Here is a 15336-nt window from a genome sequence, read left to right as displayed (position 1 = left end):
GGGGCACGGGGCGGGTCGCGTCTCCACGGGGCCGCGACCCTTCGCATTCCTCGTTCGGCCCGTCACCCCGTCAGCCGAGCAGCGCCGCCTCGGCGCCTGCCGGCAGGGCGAGGTCGGCGGCGTGGGCGTGCGCGCTCTCGATGTTGCCGAAGAACTGGCGGGCGCTCTCGGCCCATGTCCGCCGCAGCGCCTCGGCGCGGCATTGGGAGCGCGGGATGCGTAGGGCGGCCAAGCACGCCGTCCGCAGGTCGGCGTCGAGCACGCCGGCGCCGGTCCCGGCGACGACGTCGAGGGGGCCGGTCACCGGGTAGGCCGCCACCGGCAGGCCGCAGGCCATCGCTTCGAGCAGCACGATGCCGAAGGTGTCGGTGAGGCTCGGGAACACGAACACGTCGGCGGCGGCGTAGAGGGCGGAGAGTTCCGCGCCGGTGCGGGTGCCGAGGAAGCGCGCCTGCGGGTGGGCGGCCGCGAGCCGGGCGCGGTCCGGCCCGTCGCCGACCACCACTTTGCTGCCGGCCAAGTCCAGGCCGAGGAAGGCGGCGACGTTCTTCTCCACCGCCACGCGGCCGACGAACAGGAAGATCGGGCGCGGCAACCCGTCGAGCGCCTTGGGCGGCGGCGCCTCCGGCTCGGCCGGGCGGAACAGCTCGGTGTCGACGCCCCGCGTCCAGCGCATCAGGTTGCGGAAGCCGCGGCCGGCGAGTTCGTGTTCGAGGGAGGCGGTGCTGACCATCGTGCCGCTGGCGGCTCGGTGGAAGCGCCGCAGCCAGGCGTAGCTCCACGCCTCCGGGATCGGCGCGCGGGCGGCGAGGTATTCGGGAAAACGGGTGTGGTAGCTGGTGGTGAAGGGCCGGCCCTTGGCGATGCAGAGCCGGCGCACCGCGTGGCCGATGGTGCCCTCGGTGGCGATGTGCACGTGGGTCGGGTCGATCCGCTCCCAGGCCACGCCGATGCCGCGGGCGCCGGCGAGGGCGAGGCGGATCTCGGAATAGCCCGGCATCGGCAGCGAGCGGAAGTCGCGCGGGGTCAGGAAGAACGGCTCGAAGCCGCGCGCGGGGGCGGCCTCGGCCATGCGCTCCAGCGAGCGCACCACGCCGTTGACCTGCGGCGCCCAGGCGTCGGTCGCGACGAGCAGCCTCACGCGACGGCCCGGCGGTCCGGCGCCGGAAGCGCCGCACGCTCGGCCTCCGCCTCGCGGGCTCGGAGGATGGTCGGATAGTGCAGCACCTCCATGCGGCCGTCGTAATGCTCGACGAGGGCGGTGCAGGATTCGACCCAGTCGCCGGTGTTGAGATAGCGCAACCCGTCGATGTGCCGGTCGGCAGCGTGGTGGATGTGGCCACAGATCACCCCGTCGGCGCCCTGGCGCCGGGCCTCGTCGGCGAGGAAGGTCTCGAACGCGCCAATGAAGTTGACCGCGTTCTTCACCTTCAGTTTCGCCCAGGCCGAGAGCGACCAGTAGGACAGGCCCAGGCGCCGGCGCAGCTTGTTCAGGCCGGTGTTGACGAACAGCGCGACGGTGTAGGCGCCGTCGCCCAGGTGGGCGAGCCAGCGGGCGTGGCGCACCACCATGTCGAACTGGTCGCCGTGGATCACGAGGTAGCGCCGCCCGTCGGCCGCCTCGTGGATGCGGCTCTCGGCGATCTCGATGCCGCCGAAGGTGGTGCCGATGTAGTCGCGCAGGAACTCGTCGTGGTTGCCCGGCACGTAGACCAGGCTCGAGCCCTTGCGCACCTTGCGCAGCAGCTTCTGCACCACGTCGTTGTGCCCCTGCGGCCAGTACCAGCCCGAGCGGAGCTGCCAGCCATCGACGATGTCGCCGACGAGGTAGAGCGTGTCGGCGTCGTAGTCCTTCAGGAAGTCCAGCAGCAGCCCGGCCTGGCAGCCACGGGTGCCGAGGTGCAGGTCTGAGAGGAACAGGCTGCGGACGCGGGTCGTCCCTTCCGTGTCGTCGGCCACGAGCATCTCCCGGCGGTCTTCGGCCGAGCCAAACCGGAAACGCGTCTCAGTTTGATGACGGTGGCGTCCGTTCGATGCTGCGATGCAGCAAGCAACACGAAGGTCCTTCGCGCGATTGTTGCAGTGCACGACAATTTTTTTTCGCCATCCGGGAAGTTTTTCCAGTTTTGCTTGTGAGGCTTCGGTGTCCATAATGGACGCAAAGCGATCACCTGCCGAAAGGCGGGCGCCGGAGACGGCCAAGGGATCGCCGACCCGGGCGGCCGGCCTTGCCTTCGTGGCGGGGCGGCCGGATGGGTCGACTTGAATCGTGGCCCGGGGCGGGACGACGGGGAGGACAGTGCCGAAGGTCGTCGGAATTCCGGCGTGCAGGATCCGCGTCGAGCGGCTTGCGCGCCGGGCACGGCCGACGCAAGGAAGACGAAGGCTATCGGAGGCGACCGGCATGGATCCATGCCGCGACCGCGAGCGGTGCAAGACCGTTCCGCCGCTCCGCATCGCCCGGCGATGCGACCGACCGACGACGCGGAAGTTCCGCGCGGGACAGCCATCCCGCGCGCTTCCGGCCGCGCCGGTTCGGCACACCGCTCGCCAGAACGCCCACGGATCACCACACGCCCATGCGCCGCCTGCCGGCGCATCGTTCCTGACGCCGGCTTGCCGGCCAACGTATCTTGGTAATCGGAGGACACACCCATGGCTGCAACGCGGCGCCCCGGACGCAACCACCTTTTCATTCCCGGCCCGACCAACATCCCGGACCGCGTGCTGCGCGCGATGCACGTCCCCTCGGAGGACCACCGCTCGCCGGACTTCCCGGCGCTGGTGAAGCCCCTGTTCCAGGACGCCAAGATCGTGTTCGGCTCCGAGGCCGGCACGATCATCTTCTATCCGTCCTCCGGCACCGGCATCTGGGAATCGGCGCTCGCCAACACCCTCTGCCGCGGCGACAAGGTCCTGACGGCCCGCTACGGCCAGTTCAGCCACCTCTGGGTCGACATGGCCCAGCGCCTCGGGCTCGACGTGATCGTGCAGGACGAGGCCTGGGGCACCGGCGCGGACCCGGAGAAGATCGGTGAGGCCCTGCGCGCCGACACCGACCACAAGATCAAGGCCGTGATGGTCGTCCACAACGAGACGGCGACCGGCGTCACCAGCGACATCGGCGCCGTCCGCAAGGCGATCGACGCCGCCGGCCACCCGGCGCTGCTGTTCGTCGACGGCATCTCGTCGATCGGCTCGCTGCCGTTCAAGATGGACGAATGGAAGGTCGACTGCGCCATCGCCGGCTCGCAGAAGGGCTTCATGCTGCCGGCCGGCCTCGGCGTGCTCTGCGCCAGCGCCAAGGCGATCAAGATCTCCGAGGGCGGCGGCGCGGGCGGCAACGACCGTCTCGGCCACGTCTACTTCGCCTGGTCGGACCAGCTGAAGCAGAACCCCACCGGCTACTTCCCCTACACCCCGCCGCTGCCGCTGCTCTACGGCCTGCGCGAAGCTCTGACGTGCATCCGCGAAGAGGGCATCGACAACGTCTACCACCGCCACCACGTGCTCGCCGAGGCGACCCGTCAGGCCGTGGCGGCGTGGGGCCTGAAGACCTGCGCCAAGGAGCCCAAGTGGAACTCCGACACGGTGACGGCGATCCTGGCGCCCGAGGGCGTCGACGCGGCCAAGATCATCAAGCACGCCTACGACCGCTACAACCTCTCGCTGGGCGCAGGCCTCAGCCAGGTCGCGGGCAAGGTGTTCCGCATCGGCCACCTCGGCGACCTGAACGAGCTGTCGCTGCTGGGCGCGATCGCCGGCGCCGAGATGGCGATGATCGATTGCGGCGTGCACGTCACGCCGGGCTCGGGCGTCGCGGCGGCGTCGAGCTACCTGCGCGAAAACCCGCTCTCCCGCGGCTGACGACGAAGGCCATCGCGCGGGGGCGGCGACGCCCCCGCGCACACCCGGACGAGAGGGGATCATCTCGAACTGGATCGGGATCGCCGCGGCCGACGCGTCGCGGGCTTGAGACTCGATCCGGCCGTCGCATGAAAGGCGTTCCATGACGAAGAAGATCGTATTCCTCGACCGCGAGTCCCTCGACGCCACGGTCCGGCCGTTCAACTTCCCGCACGACTACAAGGAATACGATTCGACCTGGACGCCGGAGGAGATCGTCTCCCGGCTGGCCGGCGCCGAGATCGCGCTGATCAACAAGGTGCCGATGCGCGCCGACACGTTGAAGCAGCTCCCCGACCTCAAGCTCATCGCGGTCGCCGCCACCGGCACCGACGTGGTCGACAAGGCCCAGGCCAAGGCTCAGGGCATCACCGTCGTCAACATCCGCAACTACGCCTTCAACACCGTGCCCGAGCACGTCATCGCGCTGATCTTCGCCCTGCGGCGGGCGATCGTGCCGTACGCCAACTCGGTGCGCCGGGGCGATTGGAACAAGTCCACCCAGTTCTGCTACTTCGACTACCCGATCCACGACATCGCCGGCTCGACGCTCGGCATCGTCGGCTACGGCGCGCTCGGCAAGTCAATCGGCCAGCGGGCCGAGGCGCTCGGCATGAAGGTCATCGCCTACGACGTCTTCCCGCAGGAGGGCCTCGTCGACTTCGAGACGATCCTGACCCAGTCCGACGTGATCACGCTGCACGCGCCGCTCACGCCCGAGACCCGGAACATGATCGGCGCCGAGCAGCTGGCGAAGATGAAGAAGCACGCCATCCTCATCAACACCGCTCGCGGCGGCCTCGTGGACGAGGCGGCGCTCGCCGAAGCGCTCAAGGCCGGCACGATCGGCGGCGCCGGCTTCGACGTGGTGGTGCAGGAGCCGCCCAAGGACGGCAACATCCTGTGCGACCTCGACCTGCCGAACCTCATCGTCACGCCGCACGTGGCCTGGGCGAGCAAGGAGGCGATGCAGATCCTGGCCGACCAGCTCGTCGACAACGTCGAGGCCTACGTCGCCGGCACGCCGCAGAACGTGGTCTAGGCCCCGAAGCGCGTCGGAAGTCTCACCGCGGGGCCGCAAAGCGGAGCCCGGAAGCTAGACACGCAGGGATTGTTCCAACCGTCCGCATCCGCGGCTCTGGATTCTGGACTCGCCTTCGGCGCCCCGGAGTGACGTCGCGGGGGAGGGCGCCCGAACCTCGAATTCAACACCAAACGCCAGCCGCGCCGAGACGCGGACGAGAGGACGCACCATGAAGAAGCTTCTGTTCCTGTTCGACACCGATGCGATGCCGTCCGTGTTCGACACGGTCGTCGGGTACGACGGCGGCGCCGACCACATCACCGGCTACGGAGGCGTGACCCCGGAGAACGTCGGGGCGCTGGTCGACGGCACGATCTACACCCGCGGCGGCTCCGAGAAGAAGTCGACGGCGATCTTCGTCGGCGGCGGCAACATGGCGGCCGGCGAGGCCGTCCTCGCCGCGGTGAAGAAACGCTTCTTCGGCCCGTTCCGCGTCTCGACCATGCTCGATTCGAACGGCTCGAACACCACCGCCGCAGCCGGCGTCGCATTGGTGGCGAAGGCCGCAGGCTCGCTCGAAGGCAAGAAGGCCGTCGTGCTCGCCGGCACCGGCCCCGTCGGCATGCGCTCGGCCGCGCTGCTGGCCAAGGAAGGCGCCGAGGTCATCATCGCCGCCCGGCAGTTCGACCGGGCACAGGCCGCGGCCGACGCCGTCAACAAGCGCTTCGGCGTCGCCGTGACCGCGGCCGCCACCCCCGACGAGGCCTCGCGCGCCGAGATCGTCAAGGGCAAGAACCTCGTGTTCTCGGCCGGCGCCATCGGCATCGAGCTGCTGCCCGAATCGGCCTGGAAGGACGAGGCCTCGATCGAGTTCGTGGCCGACTACAACGCCCAGCCGCCGCTCGGCTTCGGCGGCATCGACGCCATGGACAAGGGCAAGGATCGCCACGGCAAGAAGTCGTTCGGCGCGTTGGGGATCGGCGGCCTCAAGCTGAAGCTCCACCGCGCCTGCGTCGGGCAGCTCTTCGACAGCACCGAGCAGGTGCTGGACGCCGAGGAGATCTACGCCCTCGCCAAGAAGATGGCCTGAACAAAGGGAGTGGGGCGCATGGCCGAGCACGATACGATCGCCACCTTCCTCGACGGGCTGGCCAGCGCCGCCCCGACCCCCGGCGGCGGCGGTGCCGCTGCCATCTCCGGCGCCATGGGCGCAGCCCTGGTCTCGATGGTGTGCAACCTCACCATCGGCAAGAAGAAGTACGTCGAGGTCGAGGCCGAGCTCGAGGACATGCTCGCGCAGTCCGAGGCACTGCGGGCGCAGCTCACCGGCATGATCGCCGAGGACGTCGCCGCCTTCGACGCGGTGATGGGCGCCTACGGGCTCCCGAAGGCGACCGACGAGGAGAAGGCCGCCCGGGCGGAGAAGATCCAGGCGGCGCTCAAGGTCGCCACCGACGTTCCGCTAGCCTGCTGCCGCGCCTGCCGCGCGGTGATCGACCTCGCCGAGGTGGTGGCCGACAAGGGCAACCTCAACGTCATCTCGGATGCGGGCGTGGCCGTGCTCACGGCCCATGCCGGCCTGCGCAGCGCCGCCCTCAACGTCTACGTCAACGCGAAGGGCCTCGACGACCGCGACTTCGCGGACGCGCGCCTGAAGGAACTCGAAGGGCTGCTCGGCGACGCCGGCGACCTCAACGAGAAGGTCTACGACGTGGTCAAGGCCAAGGTGAACTGAGGCGCGTCCGGGTCGGCGGCGTTCTCACGGAAGCCGTCGATCCGATGCCGCGTGGTTCGCGACCCGTCTCGGCCGCGATATGCTGCGTCGCAGCAAGCACAATCCAAGCATTCCTTCGCCGATCAAGGCGAACTCAACGAGAATGCAAAAAAATTTGATGCGGCATCGGCCTCCCCCAAAGTAAAATGAGGGCGTAGAACCGTATCGAAGAACAATACGGAAGGAGGCGCCCGATGGACGTGCACGAGTACCAGGCCAAGGAACTGCTCGCGAGCTTCGGCGTCGCGGTTCCCAAGGGTGCCGTCGCCTTCAGTGCCGACCAGGCCGTCTACGCGGCGACCGAGCTCGGCGGCTCGTTCTGGGCGGTGAAGGCGCAGATCCATGCCGGCGCCCGCGGCAAGGCCGGTGGAATCAAGCTGTGCCGGACCTACAACGAGGTCCGCGACGCAGCCCGCGAGCTTCTCGGCAAGCGCCTCGTCACCCTGCAGACCGGCCCTGAGGGTAAGCCGGTGCAACGGGTCTACGTCGAGACCGCCGACCCGTTCGAGCGCGAGCTCTACCTCGGCTACGTCCTCGACCGGAAGGCCGAGCGCGTCCGCGTCATCGCCTCGCAGCGCGGCGGCATGGATATCGAGGAGATCGCGGCGAACGAGCCCGAGGCGCTGATCCAGGTGGTGGTCGAGCCGGCCGTCGGCCTGCAGCAGTTCCAGGCGCGCGAGATCGCGTTCCAGCTCGGGCTCAACATCAAGCAGGTCTCGGCCGCGGTGAAGACGATCATGAACGCCTACCGGGCGTTCCGCGATTGCGACGGCACGATGCTGGAGATCAACCCGCTCGTCGTCACCAAGGACGACCGCGTGCTGGCGCTCGACGCCAAGATGTCGTTCGACGACAACGCGATGTTCCGGCGTCGCAACATCGCCGACATGCACGACCCGTCCCAGGGCGACCCGCGCGAGGCCCAGGCCGCCGAGCACAACCTCAGCTACATCGGGCTCGAGGGCGAGATCGGCTGCATCGTCAACGGCGCGGGCTTGGCCATGGCGACGATGGATATGATCAAGCACGCGGGCGGCGAGCCGGCGAACTTCCTCGACGTCGGCGGCGGCGCCTCGCCTGAGCGCGTCGCCACCGCCTTCCGCCTCGTCCTCTCGGACAAGAACGTGAAGGCGATCCTCGTCAACATCTTCGCCGGCATCAACCGCTGCGACTGGGTCGCGGAGGGCGTGGTCCAGGCGGCCCGCGAGGTGAAGATCGAGGTGCCCCTGATCGTGCGGCTGGCCGGCACCAACGTCGAGGCCGGGCAACGCATCCTCGCCGAGAGCGGGCTCGACCTGATCACCGCCGAGACCCTGTCGGACGCCGCGCGCAAGGCCGTCGAGGCCTGCGACGGCACCAAGCACTGACGTCCGTGAGATAAGCGAAGGAACCCGCCATGAGCATTCTCATCGACGAGACCACCCCGATCATCGTCCAGGGCATCACCGGCGACAAGGGCACCTTCCACGCCAAGGAGATGAAGGAGTACGGCGCCAACGTCGTCGGCGGCGTCACCCCCGGCAAGGGCGGCAAGACCCATCTCGGCCTGCCGGTGTTCAACACCGTGAAGGACGCGGTCGAGGCCACCGGCGCCACCACCTCGATCACCTTCGTCGCCCCGCCCTTCGCCGCGGACGCGATCATGGAGGCGGCCGACGCCGGGCTGAAGCTGGTCTGCTCGATCACCGACGGCATCCCGGCCCAGGACATGATGCGGGTGAAGCGCTACCTGATGCGCTACCCCAAGGAGCGCCGCACCATGGTGGTCGGCCCGAACTGCGCCGGCATCATCTCGCCCGGCAAGTCGATGCTCGGCATCATGCCGCCCCACATCTACCTGAAGGGCAACGTCGGCGTGATCTCGCGCTCGGGGACGCTGGGCTACGAGGCCGCCTCGCAGATGAAGGCGCACGGCATCGGCATCTCGACCTCGGTCGGCATCGGCGGCGACCCGATCAACGGATCGTCCTTCCTCGACCACCTCGCCCTGTTCGAGCAGGACCCCGAGACCGAGGCCGTGCTGATGATCGGCGAGATCGGCGGCCCGCAGGAGGCCGAGGCCGCGGCCTGGATCAAGGCGAACTTCTCCAAGCCCGTGATCGGGTTCGTCGCCGGCCTCACCGCGCCGAAGGGCCGCCGCATGGGGCATGCCGGCGCGATCATCTCCGCCACCGGAGACAGCGCCGCCGAGAAGGCCGAGATCATGCGCTCCTACGGCCTCACCGTGGCGCCGGACCCGGGCTCGTTCGGCGACACCGTGGCCGAGGTGATGCGCCGGGCGGCGTAACGCTCGACGCGCGAACCTGAAAGCGCGAGTTCCCTCACCCGTCCGGTGAGGGACAGGATGAGGGGGATGCCCTCTCCGGATGGACCTGCATCCCTCACCCCAACCCTTTCCCGCACGGGAGAGGGGGCCGCGCGGTGCCACCCCCGCCAGAACGACATCCGCCCCAGGTGGCTTGATCCGATGCCAAAGACCCTCCACGCGTCCCTCAGCCATGCCGAAGAGAACGCCTTCGCGCCGCCGGTGATCACCGGCACCTCGTCGAAGGAGGCGCTCGACATCCTGTTCCACGCGCTGCTCGACGTGGCGCGCCGGCACGAGCCCGAACTCGAGGCGGTGCTGCACGGAACCGCCGACATCTCGACCTTCACGCCCGAGATGCTGGCCCGCGCCCTCCAGGTGCAGGGCATCTGGTTCCAGCTGCTGTCGATCGCCGAGCAGAACGTCGCCATGCGCCGGCGCCGGCACGTCGAGCGCACGGAAGGCCGCTCGGCCCTCGGCGGTTCGTTCGCCAAGGTGCTGGCCGAGGCCTCGGCGAGCGGCATCCCCGCGCATCAAATCCATGCGCTGCTGAAGGACCTGCGCATCCGCCCGACGATCACCGCCCACCCCACCGAGGGCAAGCGCGTGACCGTGCTGGAGAAGTTCCGGCGGATCTACCTCGTGCTGCGCGAGCTCGAACTGCCGCGCTGGACCACGCGGGAGCGCAACGGCCTGATGAACGAGCTGCGCGACCAGATCGAGCTCGTCTGGATGACCGGCGAGCTGCACCTGGAGAAGGCCACCGTCGAGCGCGAGGTCTCCTGGGGCCTGCACTTCTTCGACGAGACCCTGTTCGAGATGCTGCCGGAGGTGGTCTACTCGCTCGAGGAGTCGCTGGCGCAGTACTACCCGGACGAGAAGTTCGAGGTGCCGGCCTTCTTCCAGTTCGGCTCTTGGATCGGCGGCGACCGCGACGGCAACCCCTACGTCACCGCGAGCGTCACCCGCGAGACGCTGAAGTGGAACGCCCTCGCCTCGCTCAAGCGCTACCGCGACGGCGTGCTGCATCTCGGCCGTGTGCTCTCGCTCACCGAGCGCTCGATGCCCGTCCCCGAGACCTTCCGGGCCGAGCTCGCGCGGGCTTTGTCCGAGAGCGGCGACGCCAAGGCGATCGCCGGCCGCAACCCGGGCGAGGCTTATCGCCAATACCTGTCCTGCATCCTGCGCAAGCTCGAGGCGACGATCCGTCGCAACGAGGGCGGCCGCGCGAACGGTCCGGACTACCCGAGCGCCGACGGCCTGATCAACGACCTGCGCACCCTGGAGCAGGGACTCTCGGACGCCAAGTGCACCTCGCTCGCCACCGACCTGGTGCGGCCGGTGCGGCGGATGGTGGAAATCTTCCGATTCTCCACCGTCCGGCTCGACCTGCGCGAGAACACCACCCGCACCACCAAGACCCTGCACGCGCTCTATGCCCGCCAGAACGGCGGCAAGGCGCCGCCGGACCTCGACGCGCCGGAATGGAAGGCCTGGCTCGTCGCCGAGCTGGCGCGACCGCGGACCGGCGAGACCTCGTTCGAGGGCCTGCCGGACGACGCCCGCGAGACCCTAGCCACCTTCGCGCTGGTCGGCGAGATGCGCGACACCCTCGACCGCGAGGCCTTCGGCGCCTTCGTCCTGTCGATGACCCGCTCCGTCCCCGACATCCTCGGCGCGTACCTGCTGGCCAAGGAGGCCGGGCTCTACCTCGACGCGGCCGGCACCGAGATCTGCCCGCTGCCGATCGTGCCGCTGTTCGAGACCATCGAGGATCTGCGCGCGGCGCCTGCGATCATGAAGGAGCTGATCGCCGTCCCGGTGGTGCGCCGCTCGACCCGCTGGCAGGGCGGCGTGCAGGAAGTGATGATCGGCTACTCGGATTCGAACAAGGACGGCGGCTTCGTCGCCTCGAACTGGGAGCTGTACAAGGCGCAGTCCAAGCTGACGGCGCTCGGCAAGGAAGCCGGCGTGCCGATCGCCTTCTTCCACGGACGCGGGGGCTCGGTAAGTCGCGGCGGCGTGCCGACCCAGCGCGGGATCGACGCGCAGCCGCCTGGCTCGATCAACGGCCGCTTCCGCACCACCGAGCAGGGCGAGGTGGTCTCGTTCAAGTACGCCAACCGCGGCACCGCCGCCTACCAGATGGAGCTGCTCGCCGCCTCGGTGTTCGAGCACGCGCTGCAATCCGAGCGGCAGCGGGCGAACCAGCCCCGCCACGAGTTCGACGACGCCCTCGAGGCGCTGTCGGGCGCCTCGCGCGCGGCCTACGTCAACCTTCTCCAGGCCGACGGCCTCGTCGACTACTTCCAGTCGGCGAGCCCGCTGGACGAGATCGCGCTGCTCAACATCGGGTCGCGACCGGCGCGCCGCTTCGGCGCGAAGTCGCTGAGCGACCTGCGCGCGATCCCCTGGGTGTTCGCCTGGGCGCAGAACCGGCACGTGGTCACCGGTTGGTACGGCGTCGGCTCGGGCATCCGCAGCTTCCTCGACGTGCGCGGCGACCCGGGCGAGGCGCTGCTCAAGCGCCTGTTCCAGGAATGCCGGCTGTTCCGGCTGATCCTCGACGAGGTCGAGAAGACGCTGCTGATGGTCGACCTCGGCATCGCCCGCGACTACGCCGGCCTCGTCGCCGACCCCGAGATCCGCGAGCGCATCTTCGGGATGATCGACGCCGAGTACGCGCTGACGCGCGAGATGGTGCTGCGGATCACCGGCGGCCGGGAGCTGGCCGAGCGCGCGCCGCTGTTCCGCGACAGGCTCACCGGACGCCTGCCGACGATCAACCAGGTCGGCCGCGAGCAGGTCGAACTGCTGCGCCGCTTCCGCGCCGAGGCCGACGAAGACAAGCGCGAGGCGGTGAAGTCCGCCCTGCTGCTCTCGATCAACTGCATCGCCGTCGGCTTCGGCGCCACCGGCTGAAAACGTTCCGCCGGGCCTGTCGCGCGGTGCGACGCGGCCCATGTTGAAACACGACGCGCGTGCCCCTTAGCTGCGCCCGCGCTCCGACGACATCCACCCCATCAGGAGAGACCCATGAGCTTCACCCTCGTCCAGCAGGCCACCCCGCGGCTCCACCGTTCCGAGCTCGCCGTGCCCGGCTCGAACCCGACCTTCATGGAGAAGTCGGCCACCTCGAACGCCGACGTGATCTTCCTCGACCTCGAGGATGCGGTCGCGCCGGACGACAAGGAGAAGGCCCGCACCAACATCATCGCAGCCCTCAACGACATCGATTGGGGCACGAAGACCATGATGATCCGCATCAACGGTCTCGACACCCACTACATGTACCGCGACGTCGTCGACATCGTCGAAGCCTGCCCGCGCCTCGACATGATCCTGATTCCCAAGGTCGGCGTGCCGGCCGACGTCTACGCGATCGACGTGCTGGTGACGCAGATCGAGCAGGCCAAGAAGCGCGAGAAGAAGCTCGGCTTCGAGGTGCTGATCGAGACCGCGCTCGGCATGGCCAACGTCGAGGCGATCGCGACCTCCTCCAAGCGCCTCGAGGCGATGTCCTTCGGCGTGGCCGACTACGCCGCCTCCTGTCGCGCCCGCGCCCAAGTCATCGGCGGCGTGAACCCCGATTACAGCGTGCTCACGGACAAGGACGAGAGCGGCAAGCGCGAGACCCATTGGCAGGACCCGTGGCTGTTCGCCCAGCAGCGCATGCTGGTCGCCTGCCGCGCCTACGGCCTGCGCCCGATCGACGGCCCGTTCGGCGACTTCTCCGATCCCGACGGCTACACCTCCGCTGCCCGCCGCTGCGCGTCGGCCGGCTACGAGGGCAAGTGGGCGATCCACCCCTCGCAGATCGATCTTGCCAACGAGGTGTTCACCCCGTCCGAGGCCGAGGTGACCAAGGCCCGCCGCATCCTCGTGGCCATGGAAGATGCCGCCAAGGCCGGTCGCGGCGCCGTCTCGCTGGACGGCCGCCTGATCGACATCGCCTCGATCCGCATGGCCGAGGCGCTGATCGAGAAGGCCAACGCGATGTCGGCCAAGTAAGGACCGCAGACGTCGATCAATCCGCGGCCGCTCTGGACCATCCGGGGCGGCCGTCCTCGTTTTCGGCACCGGGCGCAAACCCGGCCGTTGTCGATTGGTATCCCCGCCGACCCCGCGGGGACGACGCGCCCCGGCCTGGCGGCGCCAACAGGGAGTGAACACCATGCACGTCACCATCGAGCAGGCGGAAACCGCGATCACTGCCGCGAAGGCCAAGGCGACCGAGCTCGGCACCCAGATGTGCATCGCGGTCGTTGATTCCGGCGGAAACCTGAAGGCGTTCTACCGGATGGACGGCGCCTGGGTCGGCTCGATCGACATCGCCCAGAAGAAGGCCAAGACCTCGGTGTTCTTCGGCATGATGACCGGCCAGATCGGCGCGCTGTCGCAGCCGGGCAAGCCCCTCTACGGCATCGAGCACTCGAACGAGGGGCTGATCACCTTCCCCGGCGGCATCCCGATCGTCGACGCGGACGGCGAAATGTCGGGCGCCATCGGCGTCAGCGGCTCGACCGTCGAAGACGACCACGCGGTGGCCGAGGCCGGCGCCAGCGCGATCGGCAAGACCGCGCTTCCGGCCCACCCCTGGCGGACCTGATCCCAGCAGGCGGCGCCGCCCTTCTTAAGAAGGGTGGCGCCGTCGAAGACGATGCATTGTTTTTCGGCCGCGCGATGCCTGCATTTCGAGCTTGAAGATTTGAAAAAATCAATGGATGCTGTCGATCGTCAGGTCCAGGCCGACGGCGAACAGTCGTCGGCCGGACAAATCGAGGCTCCCTTGCGTGAGGCTCCTTTGCGCGAGGATCCCTTGCGATGGTGCCTTCGCCGCGCAGGTGCCTCCGCTCGACCGTCGAGGCGCGACCGATGGGACCGTTCCGTTCGACCTTCGCCTTGACCCTCCTCGTCGCCCTTGGGCTGGCGGCTTCGCCCCAGGGCGCCCGCGCCTGCGGCGACGGCGAGGCGCCGACGTCCTGTGGCGACGTCGGCGCGGAAGCGAGCGCCAAATGGATGCTAAAGCACGTGGTCGCGGCGCTCGCGGCCGACAAGCCGGCGGCGCTCGCGCATTTTACCAAGGGCGAGGCGGGATTTCGCACCGCGGACACCTACGTGTTCTGCGTCGGGCCGGACGGGGTGATGAGCGCCCACCCCAACCCGGTCCTGCAGGGCCAGAACGTACGCGACCTGCACGACAGCGACGGCACCTACTTCATCCGCACGATGATGGAGACGGCGGCGCCGGGACAGGTCTCAGCGATCCGCTACCTTTTTCCGAAGCCGGGCAGCACCGTCGCGCTTCCGAAGACCACCTACTACACCCGCGCCGGCGACCAGGTCTGCGGCGTCGGGATCTACGAGTCGGATGCGGCCGCGCCGACGGACAGCCCCGGCGCTCGCGCCGCCCACCTACGCGACCGGCTGGACGGCGCGATGCCGCCGGCGCTGCGTGCGGACTGGAGGGCCTTCCTCGAAGCGCTGAACGCCGAGGCCGGCGCGAAGGCGGCGGCGATGGAGAAGGCGCGCGCCGGGCTGCAGGCGGCGCAGGCCGCCCTGGCGCCGCCCACGACGACGCCGGACGACTGATCCGCGCCTCGGCAGGCGGCTCGCACACCAACGGTTAAGCCTGTCGACCTATCACCGAACCTCCCCCAAGCGTCGTGCCGGGAGAGGCGCCGTTGACCCGTGACCAAGTCGCCACCGCACTCCGGCGCCTCGCCGCCTCGCAGGTCGAGGACATCGAGCGCGCCGTCAAGGACGGCCACAAGACCATCGCTTTGAACGAGCTGGCGGACCTGAACCGCCAGCTCAAGGCCTTCGCCGCAGCGCTGAAGAAGGCGCCGATCCGCGCCTGACGCCCGGCTACCAGCGCGGACCGCCCCATTCGCGATCCGGGATGTCGGCCGGCGGACGCGGCGGATGGTCGTAGAACACCGGCCGCCGCCGTGGACCCTCGTCGTAACCGCCGGGCTCGTCGCAGACGCGAACCCGGCGCAAAACCTCCTCGCCGTACGCGTAGATTCGGCGCTTCACGAAGCTGCGGCAGCGTTCGGGCGGCTCGAAGTCCGGCCCGACCGTGAAGTGCGGGCGGCGGAACGTCGGCGGGGGAGGCGGCTCGCGATACGCGGGCTCGGCGTATTCCGGCGGGCGCGGCGGGTAGGGGCCGTCGAAGTCCGCGGCCCGCGCGGCGGTGGCGAGGCCCTGGCCGGCAAGCGCCAAGGCGCAGAGCCCGGCCAGACGAAAACGGAGAAGCGACACGACATGTCCTCGCGGAGTGCGTGGCCGGCGGCCATCGAAGTCCGGAGGATGATCGCCCGAGTC

At 69.3% G+C, this 15336-nt stretch carries 14 protein-coding genes; 11 read left to right on the top strand and 3 right to left on the bottom strand.

The annotated features are described in order from the left end of the window. Positions 1 to 70: 70 nt before the first annotated feature. The gene (locus FV234_RS05310; protein ID WP_147828295.1) at positions 71 to 1141 is read right to left on the bottom strand and encodes a glycosyltransferase family 1 protein; all 1071 of its coding nucleotides are present in this window, start codon (positions 1139 to 1141) and stop codon (positions 71 to 73) included. Continuing rightward, positions 1138 to 1959, bottom strand: a complete 822-nt coding sequence (locus FV234_RS05305) for a UDP-2,3-diacylglucosamine diphosphatase (RefSeq protein WP_147828294.1) — start codon at positions 1957 to 1959, stop codon at positions 1138 to 1140. Before FV234_RS05305 ends, FV234_RS05310 begins: the two co-directional genes overlap by 4 nt. Before the next feature lie 696 nt (positions 1960 to 2655). Here FV234_RS05305 and FV234_RS05300 point away from each other — a divergent pair. The 11 genes from FV234_RS05300 to FV234_RS26075 all read left to right on the top strand — a co-directional run bounded on the left by FV234_RS05300 (position 2656) and on the right by FV234_RS26075 (position 14870). After that, positions 2656 to 3867 (top strand): aminotransferase class V-fold PLP-dependent enzyme, encoded by a 1212-nt coding sequence (locus tag FV234_RS05300; protein ID WP_147763491.1) that lies wholly within the window; start codon positions 2656 to 2658, stop codon positions 3865 to 3867. A 142-nt stretch (positions 3868 to 4009) separates the two neighbouring features. Then, positions 4010 to 4948, top strand: a complete 939-nt coding sequence (locus FV234_RS05295) for a D-2-hydroxyacid dehydrogenase (RefSeq protein ID WP_147750975.1) — start codon at positions 4010 to 4012, stop codon at positions 4946 to 4948. Positions 4949 to 5159: 211 nt separating this feature from the next. Beyond that, positions 5160 to 6020: an NADP-dependent methylenetetrahydromethanopterin/methylenetetrahydrofolate dehydrogenase gene (locus FV234_RS05290; RefSeq protein WP_147828293.1), complete on the top strand. Its 861-nt coding sequence runs from the start codon at positions 5160 to 5162 to the stop codon at positions 6018 to 6020. Positions 6021 to 6038: 18 nt separating this feature from the next. After that, positions 6039 to 6665, top strand: coding sequence for a methenyltetrahydrofolate cyclohydrolase (fchA, locus tag FV234_RS05285; protein WP_147828292.1), 627 nt, complete (start codon positions 6039 to 6041; stop codon positions 6663 to 6665). A 233-nt stretch (positions 6666 to 6898) separates the two neighbouring features. Beyond that, positions 6899 to 8071 carry a malate--CoA ligase subunit beta gene (locus FV234_RS05280; protein ID WP_147750978.1) on the top strand — a complete coding sequence of 391 codons (1173 nt, stop codon included), beginning with the start codon at positions 6899 to 6901 and terminating at the stop codon, positions 8069 to 8071. 29 nt (positions 8072 to 8100) lie between these two features. Then, positions 8101 to 8991, top strand: coding sequence for a succinate--CoA ligase subunit alpha (sucD, locus tag FV234_RS05275; protein WP_147750979.1), 891 nt, complete (start codon positions 8101 to 8103; stop codon positions 8989 to 8991). 180 nt (positions 8992 to 9171) lie between these two features. Then, the gene (locus tag FV234_RS05270; RefSeq protein WP_147828291.1) at positions 9172 to 11931 is read left to right on the top strand and encodes a phosphoenolpyruvate carboxylase; all 2760 of its coding nucleotides are present in this window, start codon (positions 9172 to 9174) and stop codon (positions 11929 to 11931) included. Between the two features lie 114 nt (positions 11932 to 12045). Then, complete coding sequence (locus FV234_RS05265; protein WP_147828290.1) at positions 12046 to 13020, top strand: CoA ester lyase; 975 nt, start codon at positions 12046 to 12048, stop codon at positions 13018 to 13020. Positions 13021 to 13183: 163 nt separating this feature from the next. Further along, positions 13184 to 13618, top strand: coding sequence for a heme-binding protein (locus tag FV234_RS05260; protein ID WP_147750982.1), 435 nt, complete (start codon positions 13184 to 13186; stop codon positions 13616 to 13618). Positions 13619 to 13884: 266 nt separating this feature from the next. Beyond that, positions 13885 to 14601 carry a cache domain-containing protein gene (locus tag FV234_RS05255; RefSeq protein WP_147828289.1) on the top strand — a complete coding sequence of 239 codons (717 nt, stop codon included), beginning with the start codon at positions 13885 to 13887 and terminating at the stop codon, positions 14599 to 14601. Positions 14602 to 14693: 92 nt separating this feature from the next. Beyond that, complete coding sequence (locus FV234_RS26075) at positions 14694 to 14870, top strand: hypothetical protein (RefSeq protein ID WP_187273587.1); 177 nt, start codon at positions 14694 to 14696, stop codon at positions 14868 to 14870. A 7-nt stretch (positions 14871 to 14877) separates the two neighbouring features. On the opposite strand, the gene FV234_RS05250 is transcribed toward FV234_RS26075, so the two are convergent. Then, positions 14878 to 15273: a hypothetical protein gene (locus tag FV234_RS05250; RefSeq protein WP_147828288.1), complete on the bottom strand. Its 396-nt coding sequence runs from the start codon at positions 15271 to 15273 to the stop codon at positions 14878 to 14880. Positions 15274 to 15336 lie beyond the last annotated feature (63 nt).

This window comes from Methylobacterium sp. WL8, assembly GCF_008040045.1.
Classification (GTDB): domain Bacteria; phylum Pseudomonadota; class Alphaproteobacteria; order Rhizobiales; family Beijerinckiaceae; genus Methylobacterium; species Methylobacterium cerastii.
Note: the sequence above shows the minus strand (reverse complement) of the source record. Positions and strands in the feature narration are given on the sequence as shown.